Origin of the sequence: Azospirillum argentinense, assembly GCF_000632475.1 — a bacterium.
GTDB lineage: Bacteria > Pseudomonadota > Alphaproteobacteria > Azospirillales > Azospirillaceae > Azospirillum > Azospirillum baldaniorum.
On the sequence record NZ_CP007797.1, the window covers coordinates 586,100 to 600,970 of the forward strand.

At 68.1% G+C, this 14,871-nt stretch carries 10 protein-coding genes and 1 tRNA gene; 4 read left to right on the top strand and 7 right to left on the bottom strand.

From position 1 onward, the window contains the following. Nucleotides 1–63: 63 nt before the first annotated feature. The gene (locus ABAZ39_RS31965) at nt 64–1,713 is read right to left on the bottom strand and encodes a helix-turn-helix domain-containing protein (RefSeq protein ID WP_040138298.1); all 1,650 of its coding nucleotides are present in this window, start codon (nt 1,711–1,713) and stop codon (nt 64–66) included. Between the two features lie 295 nt (nt 1,714–2,008). Then, nucleotides 2,009–4,669, bottom strand: coding sequence for a bifunctional acetaldehyde-CoA/alcohol dehydrogenase (gene adhE / locus ABAZ39_RS31970; protein ID WP_040138299.1), 2,661 nt, complete (start codon nt 4,667–4,669; stop codon nt 2,009–2,011). 340 nt (nt 4,670–5,009) lie between these two features. Here adhE and ABAZ39_RS31975 point away from each other — a divergent pair. The 3 genes from ABAZ39_RS31975 to ABAZ39_RS36385 all read left to right on the top strand — a co-directional run bounded on the left by ABAZ39_RS31975 (nt 5,010) and on the right by ABAZ39_RS36385 (nt 7,163). Continuing rightward, nucleotides 5,010–5,085: transfer RNA gene (locus ABAZ39_RS31975), tRNA-Phe, on the top strand. A gap of 286 nt (nt 5,086–5,371) precedes the next feature. Then, nucleotides 5,372–6,880, top strand: coding sequence for an FAD-binding oxidoreductase (locus tag ABAZ39_RS31980; RefSeq protein WP_040138300.1), 1,509 nt, complete (start codon nt 5,372–5,374; stop codon nt 6,878–6,880). A gap of 118 nt (nt 6,881–6,998) precedes the next feature. Next, nucleotides 6,999–7,163: a hypothetical protein gene (locus ABAZ39_RS36385; protein WP_014199676.1), complete on the top strand. Its 165-nt coding sequence runs from the start codon at nt 6,999–7,001 to the stop codon at nt 7,161–7,163. Here ABAZ39_RS36385 and ABAZ39_RS33630 read toward each other — a convergent pair. From ABAZ39_RS33630 to ABAZ39_RS32005, 5 genes are all read right to left on the bottom strand, one after another. Beyond that, the gene (locus tag ABAZ39_RS33630) at nt 7,147–7,701 is read right to left on the bottom strand and encodes a histidine phosphatase family protein (RefSeq protein ID WP_051658810.1); all 555 of its coding nucleotides are present in this window, start codon (nt 7,699–7,701) and stop codon (nt 7,147–7,149) included. The two genes, ABAZ39_RS36385 and ABAZ39_RS33630, sit on opposite strands and share 17 nt — an antisense overlap. Next, nucleotides 7,695–8,390, bottom strand: coding sequence for a phosphoglycolate phosphatase (gene gph, locus ABAZ39_RS31990; protein WP_040138301.1), 696 nt, complete (start codon nt 8,388–8,390; stop codon nt 7,695–7,697). Before gph ends, ABAZ39_RS33630 begins: the two co-directional genes overlap by 7 nt. Before the next feature lie 13 nt (nt 8,391–8,403). Continuing rightward, nucleotides 8,404–9,519 (bottom strand): ABC transporter ATP-binding protein, encoded by a 1,116-nt coding sequence (locus ABAZ39_RS31995; RefSeq protein WP_040138302.1) that lies wholly within the window; start codon nt 9,517–9,519, stop codon nt 8,404–8,406. 14 nt (nt 9,520–9,533) lie between these two features. Further along, nucleotides 9,534–11,246, bottom strand: coding sequence for an ABC transporter permease (locus tag ABAZ39_RS32000; protein WP_035674852.1), 1,713 nt, complete (start codon nt 11,244–11,246; stop codon nt 9,534–9,536). 75 nt (nt 11,247–11,321) lie between these two features. Next, nucleotides 11,322–12,668, bottom strand: a complete 1,347-nt coding sequence (locus ABAZ39_RS32005) for an ABC transporter substrate-binding protein (RefSeq protein WP_040138303.1) — start codon at nt 12,666–12,668, stop codon at nt 11,322–11,324. Nucleotides 12,669–13,179: 511 nt separating this feature from the next. On the opposite strand from ABAZ39_RS32005, the gene aspT reads away from it, so the two are divergent. Next, nucleotides 13,180–14,868, top strand: a complete 1,689-nt coding sequence (gene aspT / locus ABAZ39_RS32010) for an aspartate-alanine antiporter (protein WP_040138304.1) — start codon at nt 13,180–13,182, stop codon at nt 14,866–14,868. Nucleotides 14,869–14,871: the final 3 nt, after the last annotated feature.

Sequence of the window (14,871 nt, forward strand, 5' to 3'; positions counted from 1 at the left end):
ACGGAACAGGGAACGTTCCCGTACGCTTCGGACGTTTCGTTGAAATGAGGCGTGAAGGCCGGTTCAGGGCCGCCGGCCGGCTCCCGGCAGGTTGCGCCGGAATTCTCGCGGGCTTTCCCCGACGAGGCGGCGGAAGCTCTTCTCGAAATGGCTGAGGTCGCCGTAGCCGACGCTCATCGCCACTTCGGTGATGGGCAGGCGGCGGTCGGCGGCCAGAAGCTCGCGCGCCTTGTGGATGCGGATGCGGCCAAGCAGACCCTTGAAGGAGGTCTGAAGCTCCGTCCGGAACAGGTAGCTGAGGTGCGACGGGCTGACATGGGCCTGCCGGGACAGCTCATCCAGCGTGATCGGGTCGGCGAAGCGCTCACCCAGGAACACCAGCGCCTTGCGCAGGCCGCCGTGCAGCCGGGCCAGGGCGTCCTGGTCGCGGGTCAGCGCGCAGTGCACCCAATGGTCCGCGGGCGAGGGAGCCGGCGGGACAACGGACGCGGGCTCCGGATGGCCGTTCGGATGGCCCACCGGATGAATGCCGGCCTCCGGGTCCGTCGGCATGGCGCCGCCGACCATCCAGGGGGCGTGGCGGCGCACGTCGCCGTGGCGGATCGGCCGGCCGCCGGTCATCACCGCCAGCCGGGCGATCACCCGCTCCAGCTCGAACAGGTTCTCCGGCCAGCTGTGGGCTTTGCACAGGGCGATCAACTCGTCGGTCCGCGTCTCGTCGGCACGCCCACCGTGGCGCTCCAGGGCGGCGAGGACCAGCGGCTCGATGTCCGCCGGCCGGTCGCGCAGCGGCGGCACGGTGGCGCACAGGAAATCCAGTTCGGCCAGCAGCGGGCGGGAGAAGCGCCCCTCCTCCGCCAGCCGCCGCAGGTCGGCGGTCGTCGAGGCGATGACCCGCGGCTCCCCCATCCCACTGGCCATCCCGGCGGCCGCCCCGGTGGCGGACAGCGGCCAGCCCCCCGGCGCGTCGAGCCATTGGCCGAGCTGGGAGGGCATGTGCTGGACGATTTGCCCCTGAAGGGCCGGGGTCATCTCGTCCACGCCGCTGAGGAACAGGGTGCCGCCTGCGGCCCGCGCGAACCAGTCGGCGGGAGTGCCCGCCGGGTCCGCCCCGTTGACCTGGACGAAGGGGCCGTCGCGCCGCGGCCCGCAGCCGTGGATCGCCGCGGCGAGCTGCGCCTTCTCCGTTCCAAACTCGCCGGTCAGCAGGACGGGCAGCGCGCTGTGGGCGGCCTGCTCCAGGAAGGCGTCCAGCTCGCGCAGCGCCGGGCTCATGCCGACCATCATCAGGGGCCGCCCGAACCGCCGCTCCGCCCAGCGCCGCACCTCGTAGCGCTTGGCCAGATAGCCGCACTGGCGGGCGACGTCCTGCAGCATGGGCGCCTCGGGCGCGGCGCCGTCCGGCGCGCGGTCGAGGACCAGCCGCATCTCGCCGACCGGCGCGTCGGCGTAGGTGATGGGCACCACCACCGCCTCCGGGTCGGCCGCGGCGTCGTTGGGGTCGCCGTCCGCCGTCCAGCACAGGCGCCCGCCCGCCCGATCCTGGGCGAGCACCAGCGTGCCCATGTCCTGGAGCCACAGCGCCCCGCCGCGCAGCGGCGCGCGGTCGGCCAGCCGCCCCATCAGCCCGCCGATCAGGTCCGGCAGACTGCGGAAATCGGCGGAGGCCGGGTGCAGGATCTCGTCCAGCGTGCCACAGACCGACACAGTCATCGCACCGCCTCCTTGGTAAAGCCGTGCCGCGTCTTCCGCGAGCGCCGGACCTTGAAGACGAATGCATGCATCGCGGGGCCGCGATGGCGGTAATCGGATTGATAGGATCGAATCATGACCGGAATCACCTGCCGCCGTTTCAGACAATGGGTTCACAGCCAATCGACGTTTCATGGCGTCAGGGCGTGAAGTCTTCGGCAGACCGGCTTTTTTTCCGGACAAAAGAAAGGGCCGCCCGGCCTCCGGTTTCCCGGCGCCAAGCGGCCCTTGTCAGGCGTGGATCAGTGTGAAGGGGTCAGCGTGAACGGACCAGCGCCACCGGCTTGCGCTCCGCCCCGGCCTCCGGAGCCCGCTCCGCCCCCTCGGCGTAGGCGCGGCCATAGTAGCTGTCGAGCAGGAGCTGGCGGATCTCCGCGACCAGCGGGAAGCGCGGGTTGGCGCCGGTGCACTGGTCGTCGAAGGCGGCCTCGGCGATGGCGCCCAGCCGGGCCAGGAACTCCGCCTCCGGAACCCCGGCGGCCTGGATCGAGGCCGGGATGTCCAGCGTCCGCTTCAGCTCCTCCACCCAAGCCACCAGCGTCTCCACCCGCTCATGGTCGCGGCTGCCGCCGAGACCGAGGTGCCGGGCGATCTCGGCGTAGCGGGCGACGCCCTTGGGCCGGTCGTACTGGCTGAAGGCGGTCTGCTTGGTCGGGATGTCGGCGGCGTTGTAGCGGATGACGTTGGCGATCAGCAGCGCGTTGGCGACGCCGTGCGGCAGGTGGAACTCCGCCCCCAGCTTGTGCGCCATCGAATGGCAGACGCCGAGGAAGGCGTTGGCGAAGGCGATGCCGGCCAGCGTGGCGGCGCTGTGCACCTGCTCGCGCGCCTTGGGGTCCTTGGCGCCGTTGGCGTAGGCGGAGGGCAGATGCTCCTTCAGCAGCTTCAGCGCCTGCAGCGCCTGCCCGTCGGTGTATTCGTTGGCCAGGACGGAAACGTAGGCCTCCAGCGCGTGGGTCACCGCGTCGATCCCCCCGGCGGCGGTCAGGCCCTTCGGCATGTCCATCACCAGATTCGCGTCGATGATCGCCATGGTCGGCGTCAGTTCATAATCCGCGATCGGGTACTTGATGCCGGTGCGCTCGTCGGTCACCACGGCGAAGGGCGTGACCTCCGACCCGGTGCCGGACGTGGTCGGGACGGCAACGAACTGCGCCTTCACGCCCAGCTTGGGGAAGGTGTAGATGCGCTTGCGGATGTCCATGAAGCGCAGCGCCAGATCTTCGAAGGCGACGTCCGGGGCCTCGTACATCACCCACATGATCTTGGCCGCGTCCATCGGCGAGCCACCGCCGAGCGCCAGGATGACGTCCGGCTGGAAGGCGTTGGCGAGCGCCAGCCCGCGCCGCACCACCGCCAGTGTGGGGTCGGCGGCGACCTCGAAGAAGGTCTCCACGGCGAGGCCCAGCCCCTTGAGGATGCGCACGGTCTCGTCGACGTGGCCGTTCTCGAACAGGAAGCGGTCGGTGACGATCAGGCAGCGCTTCTTGCCGCGCAGCTCCTCCAGCGCGAAGGGCAGGCAGCCGCGGCGGAAGTAGATGGATTTCGGCAGCTTGTGCCACAGCATGTTCTCGGCCCGCTTCGCCACGGTCTTGCGGTTGATGAGGTGCTGCGGCCCGACATTCTCGGAGATCGAGTTGCCGCCCCAGGAACCGCAGCCGAGCGTCAGCGACGGCGCCAGCCGGAAATTGTAGAGGTCGCCGATGCCGCCCTGCGAGGACGGCGTGTTGATCAGGATGCGCGCCGTCTTCATCGCTTGCCCGAAATGGCGGATGCGCTCAGGCTGCTGGTCCTGGTCGGTGTAGAGGGCGGAGGTGTGGCCAATCCCGCCCAGCGCGACCAGCGCCGCCGCCTTCTCGCAGGCGTCCATGAAGTCGCGGGCGCGGTAGAGCGCCAGGGTCGGCGACAGTTTCTCGTAGGCGAAGGGCTCGTCCTCGGTCACCGCCTCGACCTCGGCGATCAGCACCTTGGTGTGGGCGGGAACGCTCACCCCGGCCATGGCGGCGATGGCGCCGGCCGACTGGCCGACGATGTCGGCGTTGAGCGCGCCGTTCTTCAGCAGCACCTTGCGCACCGCGTCGGCGTCCGCCGCCGACAGGATGTGGCCGCCATGGTGGGCGAAACGGTCGCGCACCGCGTCATAGACGGCGTCCACGACGATGGCCGACTGCTCCGACGCGCAGACCACGCCGTTGTCGAAGGTCTTGGACATCAGGATGGAGGCGACGGCCCGCTTGATGTCGGCGAATTCGTCGATCACCGCCGGGGTGTTGCCGGCGCCGACGCCGATGGCCGGCTTGCCTGAGGAATAGGCCGCCTTGACCATGCCCGGCCCGCCGGTCGCCAGGATCAGGTTGATGTCGGGGTGGTGCATCACCGCGTTCGACAGCTCCACCGAGGGCTCGTCGATCCAGCCGATGATGTCCGGCGGCGCGCCGGCCTCCACCGCGGCCTGGAGCACGATCCGCGCGGCCTCGCAGGTCGCCTTGCGGGCGCGGGGGTGCGGCGAGAAGACGATGCCGTTGCGCGTCTTCAGGCTGATCAGGGCCTTGAAGATGGCCGTCGAGGTCGGGTTGGTCGTCGGCACGATGGCGCAGATCAGGCCCACCGGCTCGGCGATCGTCATGATGCCGTATTCCGGGTCCTCCTCCAGGATGCCGCAGGTCTTCTCGTCCTTGTACTTGTTGTAGATGTATTCGGAGGCGAAGTGGTTCTTGACGACCTTGTCCTCCATCACGCCCATGCGCGTCTCGGCAACCGCCAGCTTCGCCAGCGGGATGCGCGCGTTGGCAGCGGCCAGGGCGGCGCTGCGGAAGATGCGGTCCACGGTCTCCTGCGGGAAGCCGGCGTAGACTTTCTGCGCCTCCCGGACCCGAAGGACGAGGTCGTTGAGGTCTGCAAGCGTGGTGACGGGCATATCGTGTCGCCTCTGCGGTTGGCGCGCCGCCGGCCCCTTCGGGCCGGTCCTGGACAACGGGTGCGGGCGGACTGTCACCCTTCAAACACCGGCATCCAGGGCACGCACGGAAAATCGGTCATGCCGGGCGGCGCTTTGGTCCTGTCCGCGCGGCAGGGAAACTATCCCCCGAGCATGGGTGAGGGACCATGACTCAGGTCAAAACTGGTATGACCACTTTCGGGGTAGTGCCACCCCCAACCCGCCCGGCCGGACCGGAAAAATCTCTTCCGATCGGGTGTCGAATTGCGCTGGACAAGCGCTCCGCTTCTTCTTATAAGACGCCCCCGCACGCAGCGGCGCCCAGGTAGCTCAGTTGGTAGAGCAGGGGACTGAAAATCCCCGTGTCGGCGGTTCGACTCCGTCCCTGGGCACCATTCTCCTCACGGTCCTGTTCGAGGAGATGGTGTTCCGGCCACACTGGCCGAACCCGGACGTTGCGCTCCATTCTCCCATGTCTTTGGTTCGATCCGGCGTCCCGATGGCGCACCACGACCGTCTTCTGCGCAAGCGAAACGCAGCCGGTTCAGACAGACACGCCCGACAGATCACAGCCGCAACGACGCCTTTCACCGCCCCGATCGCCGATAAGAAGCAGGCATCTTCCCGGCATTCCCGAAAAGTTGTAAACACTCCCATAAGAATTCGCGGGAGGGGAATCCGATGTTCAGCGCCGTTCAGCCGAGTCGCCGCACCTTCCTGGTCGGGGCGGGCCGTTTCGCCGCCGCGTCGGCGCTCACCAGCGTCACCCCCTTCCCCGCCATCGCGGAACCGCGTCCCCACCGGATCGCGGCCTCGGCGCTCAAGGATCTGGCCGGGGCCGTCCAGGGTGGCGTCGTGCTGCCCGACGATCCGTTCTTCGACGATTACGCACGCCCAAACAACCTGCGTTTCCGGACGCTTCCGACCGCCATCGCGCGCTGCGCAAGCGAGACGGACGTGCAGGCTTGCGTCGCCTGGGTGAGGAAGCACGGCGCCCGCTTCGCCGTGCGCAGCGGCGGGCACAATTACGCGGGCTTCTCCACCACCCCCGGCCTGCTCATCGACATGACGCCGCTCAGCACGATCACCCCCCTGCCCGGCGGGGACGGTCTGGTCAAGGTGGGCGGCGGCGCCCTGAACGGCATGGTCTATCAGGCGCTCGAACGGCTGAACCGCACCGTCACCCACGGGCGCTGCACCACCGTGGGGGCGGCGGGCTTCCTGCTGGGCGGCGGCATCGGCTTCAACATGCGCATGTTCGGCATGGGGTCGGACCTGCTCCAGGCCACGAGCATCGTCACCGCGGACGGCGCGCTGCATGCCGATATCCAGGACAGCGGCGACGGCAGCGACCTGTTCTGGGCCTGCCGCGGCGGTGCCGGCGGGAATTTCGGGATCAACACGTCCTTCACCCTGCGCACCTTCCCGGTGGAGACGGTCACCTTCTTCGACATCACCTGGACCACGGATGTGGGCGAGGTGCTCCACACCCTGCTGACCCGTCTGGCGGACGCGCCGCCGGAGTTCGGCAGCAAGATCAACGTCACCAAGCCGGCGCGCGGCAGCGGCGATCCGCGGCTCACCGTCTCCATTCTCGGCCAGTTGCACAAGTGCGGCACAACGGTGGAGGCGATCATCGGCCCGGTCCTGGAGAAGGCGTCGAAGACGAGGATCGACCGTGACATGGCCTATTGGCCGGCGCAGGACCTGCTGAGCGAATTCACCTACCCCTACTTCTATCAGGAGAAATCCTCCTACATGAGGGCGGCGGACATCACGCCCGAGTCCGTCGTCACCATGATCCGCCTCGCCGAGCGCATGCCGGGCACCAGCATGGCCAACGCCTTCAAGTTTTTCCAGGTCGGTGGCCGGATCAACGCCACCACGGCGGACGCCACCGCCTACGTCCACCGCGGCTACGACTGGCTGTTCTCCTCCGAGGTGAACTGGTGGAACCGGAAGGATCCGAAGTCCCTGGTGGATGAAAATCTGGCGTGGCAGGAGCGGTTCTACGCCACCGTCAACGCGACCACCAGGGCGGTGGGCGCCTTCCAGAACTTCCCCGACCCGTCCTTGAAGGACTGGTCGTCGGCCTATTACGGCGGCAATTACGGCCGGCTGCGGCGGGTGAAGACCGCGTACGACAAAGACGATCTGTTCACCTACCGGCAGGGCATCAAGCCGTTGTAACGGCGCTGCCGGTCGATCTTTGGCGCCGCTATCCGCCCTTCGGCGGAGAATCCGGGCGCCAAAGCCCCTGCTCGCCTGTTATCGTAGCGGGAAGCCTCTCGCACCACGGGGTCCGGGCATGGAAGAAAAGCTGATCGCCTACATCGGCCGGTTGAAGGAGCAGATCGCCACCCTGCGCTCCGCCGACTTCACCACCCCGGAGGAACGGGTGTCCTGCGAGGCGGTGGCCGACAGCCTGGAACTGGTCGTGCGCGAGTTGACGGACCTTATCGAGATCCGCTGACCGGCGCCCCGATGCTTTCAAAAACCCCGGCGCGCTCCAGCGTGACGGGCATTGCGTTGGGCGGCCACAGCGTGTCCGGGGCGAGGCCCAGCCAGCGGCACAGCGCGTGCCATGTGCCGGCGTGCGCCACCACCAGCGGCGGCCGCCCGTCCGCCGGAACCGGCAAGCCCTCCAGCGCAGCGGCGACGCGGGTCTGGAAGGCGGTGAGGCTTTCGCCGCCCGGCACCTCTTCGCGCAGGAGGTCCCCCGGCACGGCGCCCCCTTCCAAGTCACCCCAGCGCCGCTCCTCCAGACCGTGAACGACGGTCACCGGCAGGCCGAGCGCTGCGCCGATGACGCCGGCGGTTTCCAGCGCGCGCCGCTGCGGGCTGGAGTGAATGGCGGCAATTGGATTTCCCTGGGCGGCCAGCGCCGCCGCCGCCGCGTGGGCCTGTGCCCGCCCGCGCTCGGTCAGAGACACATCGCGCGACCCGGCCAGCCAGCCGCCGACGTTGCTCTCCGTCTCGCCATGCCGGCAGAAGACGAGACGGTTCAGCATGCCGAGGCCGCGGACAGCGCCCCCGTCAGGTCGCCGAAGCGCTCCAGGATGCCGTCATGGGGAAGACTGTCGAGCGGCACCCGCGCGTAGCCGTAGCGCAGCACCAGCACCCGCGCCACCCCGGCGGCGCGGGCGGCGGCCACGTCATGCTCGTTGTCGCCGACGAAGACGGTCTCCTCCGGCCGGACATCCATCAGGTCGAGCAGGCCGAGCACCGGTTCGGGCGAGGGCTTGCGGGTGGGGAAGCTGTCGCCGCCGACCACCGCCGTGAAGCGGTCCGCGATGCCCAGGTCGGCGAGCAGCCGCCGGGTCGCCGCCATCGGTTTGTTGGTGCACACCCCCAGTTTCAGCCCGGCCGCGGACAGCGCCGTCAGCGTCTCCGCCACGCCGGGATAGAGCGCGCTGTGGGCGCTGGGGTCGGCCTCGTAGATGGCGAGGAAGCGGCGGGTGTGGGCCGCCGTCTCCTCCGCTCCCGGCAGGCCGCCGGTGGCGGTCAGGACCCGCTCCACCAGCTTGGCCACGCCGTCGCCGATGAAGGAGCGCACCGCCGGCAGATCGACCGGCTGGCGGCCCAGCTCAGCGAGGAGGGCGTTGGAGGCGTGCATCAGGTCGGCGGCGCTGTCCACCAGCGTGCCGTCGAGGTCGAAGGCGACGGCACGCAAGGACGTGCGGTTCGGAAGGCTGGTCACCGGAATGCGACTCCTATCGGCGCAGGAAGCGGGCCTTGTCGGCCGCGAGGTCGAGGGTGATCGGGGTGTCGGTCGGCAGCAGCGCGTCGCCGGCCTGGTGCGGGGCGTCAACCTGCACCTGCTGCCCCCCGATGTCCACCGCGTAGCGGATCGAGGCGCCCAGGAACTCGCGGTGCCGCACCACGCCCATCAGCCGGACATGGCCGGCGCGCGGCGGCCCGCCGTCCTGGCGGATAAAGAGGTTCTGCGGGCGGAACATCAGCTTGCCCTCGGCCCCCGGCTCCACGCCGTGCGGCAGCGGGATCGGCACGCCGCCGCCCATGACGAAGGCCGTCCCGCCGTCAACGGCGCGCACCTGCCCTTCCAGCACGTTGGCGGTGCCGAGGAAGCCGGCGACGAACAGGTTGGCCGGGTGGTCGTACAGCTCCTGCGGGGTGCCGACCTGCTGGACGATGCCGTCCTCCATCACCGCGATGCGGTCGCAGATGGTGTTGGCCTCCTCCTGGTCGTGGGTGACGAAGATGGTGGTCAGCCCCAGCTTGCGCTGCAGGCTCAGCAGTTCCTGGCGCATCTGCACGCGCAGCTTGGCGTCCAGGTTCGACAGCGGCTCGTCCAGCAGCAGCACCTTCGGCTCGATCACGATGGTGCGGGCAAGCGCGACGCGCTGCTGCTGGCCGCCGGAGAGCTGCGACGGCCGGCGGTCGGCCAGATGCTTCAGCCCGACGAGGTCGAGCGCCGCGTCCACCCGCCGCTCGATCTCCGCGCGCGGCACGCGCCGCTCCTCCAGCCCGAAGGCGACGTTGCGGCGCACCGTCATGTGCGGCCACAGCGCGTAGCTCTGGAACACCATGCCGACGTCGCGCTTGTGCGCCGGCAGGCCCGAGATGTCGCGCCCGCCGATCGTCACCGCCCCGCGCTGCGCCGTGTTGAAGCCGGCGATCAGCCGCAGCAGCGTGGTCTTGCCGCAGCCCGACGGGCCGAGGAAGGCGAAGAACTCGCCCGGCCTGATGTCGAGATGAATGTCCTTCAGCACGCGGTGGCTGCCGTAGGACAGGTCCACGCCGTCGATGCGGACGCCGACGCTCTCCATCCCGGCGGCCAGGGAGGTGGGGGAGAATTGATGGTTCATGGTGGCGGTTCCCCTCAATGGTCCTGGCCGCGCTCGCGCCGGCCCCGCTCGATGATGACGTGCGACAGGTAGGTGCCCAGCCCGACGATGACGACGGCGAAGACGCCCAGCGCCGCCCCCGGACCGCGCCCGGCCGCCGACTGCATGTAGACGTAGAGGCCGTAGGCCAGCGGCGCGTCGCTCTGCGAATGGACCAGCATGATGGTCGCCGACAGCTCGACCGCCGCGGTGGCGAAGCTGGTGACGAACCCGGCCAGGATGCCGCCGGACATCAGCGGCACGACCACCCGGCTGATGGTGCGCAGCTTGGTGGCGCCCAGATTCTCGGCCGCCTCCTCCAGCGAGTTGCTGACCTGCTGCAGGGCCGCGGTGCAGGCGCGCAGCGCATAGGGCAGGCGGCGGATCGCCAGCGCGAAGACCAGGATCAGCCAGAAGCCGGACAGCGGCTGACCGGTGAAGGGCATGGGCACGTCGTAGAAGCTGCGCAGATAGCCGATGCCCAGCACCACGCCCGGCACCGCCAGCGCCGCCATGGCGATGTAGTCCAGCCATTGCCGGCCCGGCAGCTTGCTGCGCAGCACCAGATAGGCGATGGCCGTGCCGATCACCACGTCGAGCAATGCCGCCAGCGAGGCGTAGAGCAGCGTATTGGTGATGTACTGGCCGCTCTCCAGGAAGACGGTCCCGTAATGCTTCATCGTGAAGGCGTCGGGGAACGGGCTGAAGGACCAGATCGTCGCGAAGGACAGCAGGGTCAGGCCGATGTGCGGCGCCAGCACCAGCACCAGGATCAGCAGCACGACCGCGTAGGCCGCCACCAGCTCCAGCGGCTTCATGCGCCGCCGCGCCAGACCGCCGCCGCCGCGCTGGACGGTCGCGTAGTCCTTGCCCTTCATCGCCAGCGCCGACACCCAGAGGGCGAGCAGCGAGCAGACGATCAGCACCACCGAGATCACGTAGCCCATCGGGTCGGCGATGCCGATGGAGGAGATGCGCAGGTAGGCCTGCGGCGCCAGCATGTCGTTGACGTTGAGCAGCAGCGGCGTGCCGAGGTCGTCGAACACCTTGATGAAGACCAGCGACGCGCCGGCGACGTAGCCCGGCATGGCCAGCGGGAAGACGATGCGGCGGAACAGCCGGAAGCCGTGGCAGCCGAGGTTCTGCGCCGATTCCTCCATCGCCCGGTCGATGTTCTTCAGGCTGGCCGACAGGTTGATGAGGATGAACGGGAAATAGTGGATGCTCTGCACGAAGATGACGCCGTTCAGCCCCTCCATGAACGGGATGGAGATGCCGAAATGGTCGCGCAGCAGCAGGTTGACCGTGCCGTTGCGCCCGAACAGGAGCTGCATCGCCACCGCGCCGATGAAGGGCGGCATGATCAGCGGGATGATGCCCAGGCTCTGGATCAGCACGGCGCCGCGGAACTCGAAGCGCGTCGTCAGATAGGCCAACGGCAGGGCCAGCGCGCTCGCCACCACCACCGACATGGCGGAGACGTAGAAGGAGTTCCAGAACGACCGCATGAACAGGTCGTTCCGGAAGAAGTCGGCGAAGTTGATCAGGGTGAAGGACCCGGTCGTCTTGTCCTGGAAGGCGACGAAGATGACCTGGACGACCGGCACGACGAGGAACAGCAGCAGGAACAGCGCGATCAGCACAGCCGCCACCGCCGGCCCCGGCCGCACGCGCGCGATGCTTTCGCGCGTGAGCGCAAGAGACGTCATGGTTCAGCCCAATGGTATCGGGGGAGAAGGCGAGGCGGGGCGCCCGCGCGGGGCGCCCCTCCCGTCACGCTCGGGTCAGCGGGCCAGCGCCAGGGCCTCTTCGGCCTTCTTGCGGGCGGCGGCGTAGTTGTCCTTGGCGAAGGCGGCCCACTTCTGCTCGACCTGGGCCTGACGCTCCGGCACGGCGTCGGTGGCGCTCTTGCGCTCCACCGTGAAGGCGCCGGAGAGCTGCGGGTCGGCGGCCTCCTGGGCGGTCACCGGCATGGCGGCGACGAGATCGCGCGCCTCGGCCAGCAGCGCCTTGGCCTTGTCGTTGGGCTTCTTGGCCAGCGCGGCGTCGGCCTGATGGATGGCGCGGGTCGCCGCCTTCAGCCCGTCGAGCTGGAAGGTGATGAGCTGGTCGAACAGCGCGTCCACCACGTTGTAGCGGGCCTGCGACACCTCGACGTCGAAGTTCACCTGCGAGCCCAGCGAGGTGTCCTTGAACGGGTTGGGGTAGTCGGCCGGGGCCTTGGCGTAGGTCGCCGGGTTGACCGGCAGGCGGCGGATGGCCGGCTGCAGCAGGACCTCCTGGCCCTGGGGCGACAGGATGAAGTCGACGAAGGTCTCGGCGGCGGCCTTGTTGGGGGCGTTCTTCACGATGCCGATGTTGGCCGGCACGATGGTGGTAACCGTCGGATAGGCGAACTCCACCGGGAAGCCCGAGGCCTGGGACGACAGCGCGAAGAAATCGATCACGATGCCGATGCCGAAGCTGCCGGAGTTCACGCCGTCCGGCACGCCGAAGCTGCGCTCGGTGATGGTGCGGTAGTTGCCGGCGATCTCCTTGTTGGTCCGCCAGCCCTTCTCCCAGCCCTCGCCCTGGAGAATGGTCTCGATGGTCAGGTGCGTGGTGCCGGAGCGCGATGGGGCGGAGATGGCGACGTGGTCGTAATAGACAGGCTTGGCGAGGTCCGACCATTCCTTGGGGGCCGGCAGCTCGTTCGCCTTCATGTAGCGGCTGTTCCACATGATGCCGTAGCCCGAGGCGGCGAAGCCGGCGTACATGCCCTCGGGATCGTTGATCGGGTAGGCGCCGACCTTCTCCGGGATGCCCTCGACCTTCGGCTTGTAGGCCTGCAGCAGGTTGGCGCCCTTCAGAACCTCGAAGGCGTCGGGGGCGGAGGCCCAGAACAGGTCGGTGCCGTTGTTCGACGCCGTTTCCTGGAGATACTTCACGCCCGCGTTGGTGTTGCGGTTCAGAACCTCCAGCGTGACCTTCGGATAAGCCTTCTGGAAGGCCTGCTGGAAGGCGCTGGTCAGGTCCTTCGGGAAGGAGGTGACGACGACCAGCTTGCCCGACGGGTCCTGGGCGAAGGCGGCGGTGCTGGAAGCGAGCAGGACGGCCAGGGCGGCCGCGACGCCGTGCAGCGTGCGAGACATAGGTATGGTTCCTCCCAGTGTTTTTCTGCGCGCTCTTTCAGCAATCCGCGTGCCAGACCGTTCGCAGGCGAATTCACTGGGGTGGCGCTCGGAGAATGGGTAAAGCCGGTAACATCGGGCGGCTGTGATGGGTAACGGCGGGAACATTCCAGACTCTCGTCCCCACGGGGCGCATCGGACATCCGCTCCGCCCGGCCACAAAGAAGATAATGCCGCGGCCGAAAGCGTTACCGCCTTTCAAAGTATTCATACTCTCCTTGAATGGGTTCGTGCGGTGCATCGGTGATAGAATAGAGTATTTAAAATAAAAACAAATCGCAAAAACCCCGCAAGACGCTGACAAAACACAATATAATATACCAGTCCATTTAAAACACAATCGTATTCCCAAAAATATTGTCATTTATAGAGCGGATTTGCGCGCCTTGACCGCCGATCATGATTGCTATTTCACTTGACGCTCTCTCCGATCAACGATGCGCGCGCAAAATGAACTTTTGAAGGAATCGCCATGTCATGGCTTCATTCGATCGTCAATCAATCCCCGGAAATCGCGTTATTTCTCTCCCTGGCCGGCGGCTATTGGATCGGCAAATTTCAATTCGGTAAATTTCAGCTTGGCGGTGTCGCCGGATCATTGCTGGTCGCCGTGGTGATCAGCCAGATTGGCGTATCGGTCGACAACGGCGTCAAAGCGGTTCTGTTTGCTTTGTTCATTTACGCGGTCGGCTTTGAAAGCGGACCGAAGTTCTTTCAATCGCTCGGCCGGCAGTCGATCCGCGAAATCGTCCTGGCGGCGGTTCTCGCAATCAGCGGTCTGGTCACCGTCGTGATCATGGCCCGCTTGACCGGTCTCGACAAAGGCTTGGCGGCGGGCATCGCGTCCGGCGGGCTGACCCAGTCGGCAATCATCGGCACCGCCAGTTCCGCCATCGGCAAGCTCGGGCTGCCAGCGGAGGAGGTGCAGCGCCTCCAGGGCAACGTCGCGGTCGGCTACGCCGTCACCTACATCTTCGGGTCGTTCGGCGCCATCCTGGTCTGCGTCAACCTGCTGCCCTGGATCATGAAGCGCGGCATCCGCGACGACGCCATCAAGGCGGAAACCGCGATGCTGGCCGGCGCCCATTTCCTGGCGCGGGGCGAGGAATACGCCATGCCGCCCCTGGTCGGGCGCCTCTACCGCATCGAGCGGGCGGCGGGACGGACGGTGGCGCAGATCGAGGCGGACTCCACCGACGGTCCGGTCAGCGTGGAACGGGTGAAGCGCAACAACGCGCTGATCGGGTTGCAGCCGGACCTGCGGCTGGAGGCCGGGGACGTCGCGCTGCTGGTCGGGAGGCGGTCCGGGGTGGTCGGCCTCGCCGACACGCTCGGCCCGGAGCTTCAGTCCTCGCAGGGCATGGACCTCATCATGCTGGTGCGCGACGTCGCCATCACCAACCCCGCCTTCGTGCACCGAACCGTCGCCGAAATCCGCAAGCTGTCCTCCGCCAACCTGTACCACGGCGTCTATGTGACCGGCCTCAAGCGGAGCGACCGGCCGCTGCCGATCGCCCCCGACACGGTGATCGAGGCCGGCGACGTCGTCACGCTCTACGGCACCGCCGAGGACGTGCAGCGCGTCGCCACGTCGGTGGGGACGGAGGTCATCGCGAGCAACAAGACCGACTTCATCTATCACGGGTTGGGTCTGGCGCTGGGCCTGCTCGTCGGCCTCGCCGTCATCCGCATCGGCGACATCCCGCTGACGCTGGGCAGCGGCGGCGGCGCCCTGCTGGCCGGTCTGCTGTTCGGCTGGTACCGCACCCGCAACCTCGCCATCGGCAACATGCCGACGCCGGCCTCCACGCTGCTGCGCGACCTGGGTCTGGCCGGCTTCGTCGCCGTGGTCGGCCTGCAATCGGGCCGGCAGGCCGTCAGCACCGTGATCGAAAGCGGGCTGAGCATCTTCCTGGTCGGCGTGGTCGTGACGCTGGTGCCGATGATCATCACCCTGTTCGTCGGGCGGTACCTGCTGGGCTACGACAACGCGGCCATCTTCGCCGGCGCGCTCGCCGGATCGCGGAGCGCCAACCCCGCCTTCGGCGAGGTGCTCGACAAGGCGGGCAACTCCATCCCGACCGTTCCCTTCGCCATCACCTACGCGCTGGCGAACGTCTTCCTGACCCTGCTGGGGCCGCTGGTGGTGGCCTTCGTGTAATCC

What these genes read in the sequence shown, in the direction of transcription:
- ABAZ39_RS33630 (WP_051658810.1), bottom strand. Translation starts at nt 7,701, where the DNA reads ATGCTGAACCGTCTCGTCTTCTGCCGGCATGGCGAGACGGAGAGCAAC.
- ABAZ39_RS32005 (WP_040138303.1), bottom strand. Translation starts at nt 12,668, where the DNA reads ATGTCTCGCACGCTGCACGGCGTCGCGGCCGCCCTGGCCGTCCTGCTC.
- aspT (WP_040138304.1), top strand. Translation starts at nt 13,180, where the DNA reads ATGTCATGGCTTCATTCGATCGTCAATCAATCCCCGGAAATCGCGTTA.
- ABAZ39_RS31965 (WP_040138298.1), bottom strand. Translation starts at nt 1,713, where the DNA reads ATGACTGTGTCGGTCTGTGGCACGCTGGACGAGATCCTGCACCCGGCC.
- ABAZ39_RS31995 (WP_040138302.1), bottom strand. Translation starts at nt 9,519, where the DNA reads ATGAACCATCAATTCTCCCCCACCTCCCTGGCCGCCGGGATGGAGAGC.
- adhE (WP_040138299.1), bottom strand. Translation starts at nt 4,669, where the DNA reads ATGCCCGTCACCACGCTTGCAGACCTCAACGACCTCGTCCTTCGGGTC.
- ABAZ39_RS36385 (WP_014199676.1), top strand. Translation starts at nt 6,999, where the DNA reads ATGGAAGAAAAGCTGATCGCCTACATCGGCCGGTTGAAGGAGCAGATC.
- ABAZ39_RS31980 (WP_040138300.1), top strand. Translation starts at nt 5,372, where the DNA reads ATGTTCAGCGCCGTTCAGCCGAGTCGCCGCACCTTCCTGGTCGGGGCG.
- ABAZ39_RS32000 (WP_035674852.1), bottom strand. Translation starts at nt 11,246, where the DNA reads ATGACGTCTCTTGCGCTCACGCGCGAAAGCATCGCGCGCGTGCGGCCG.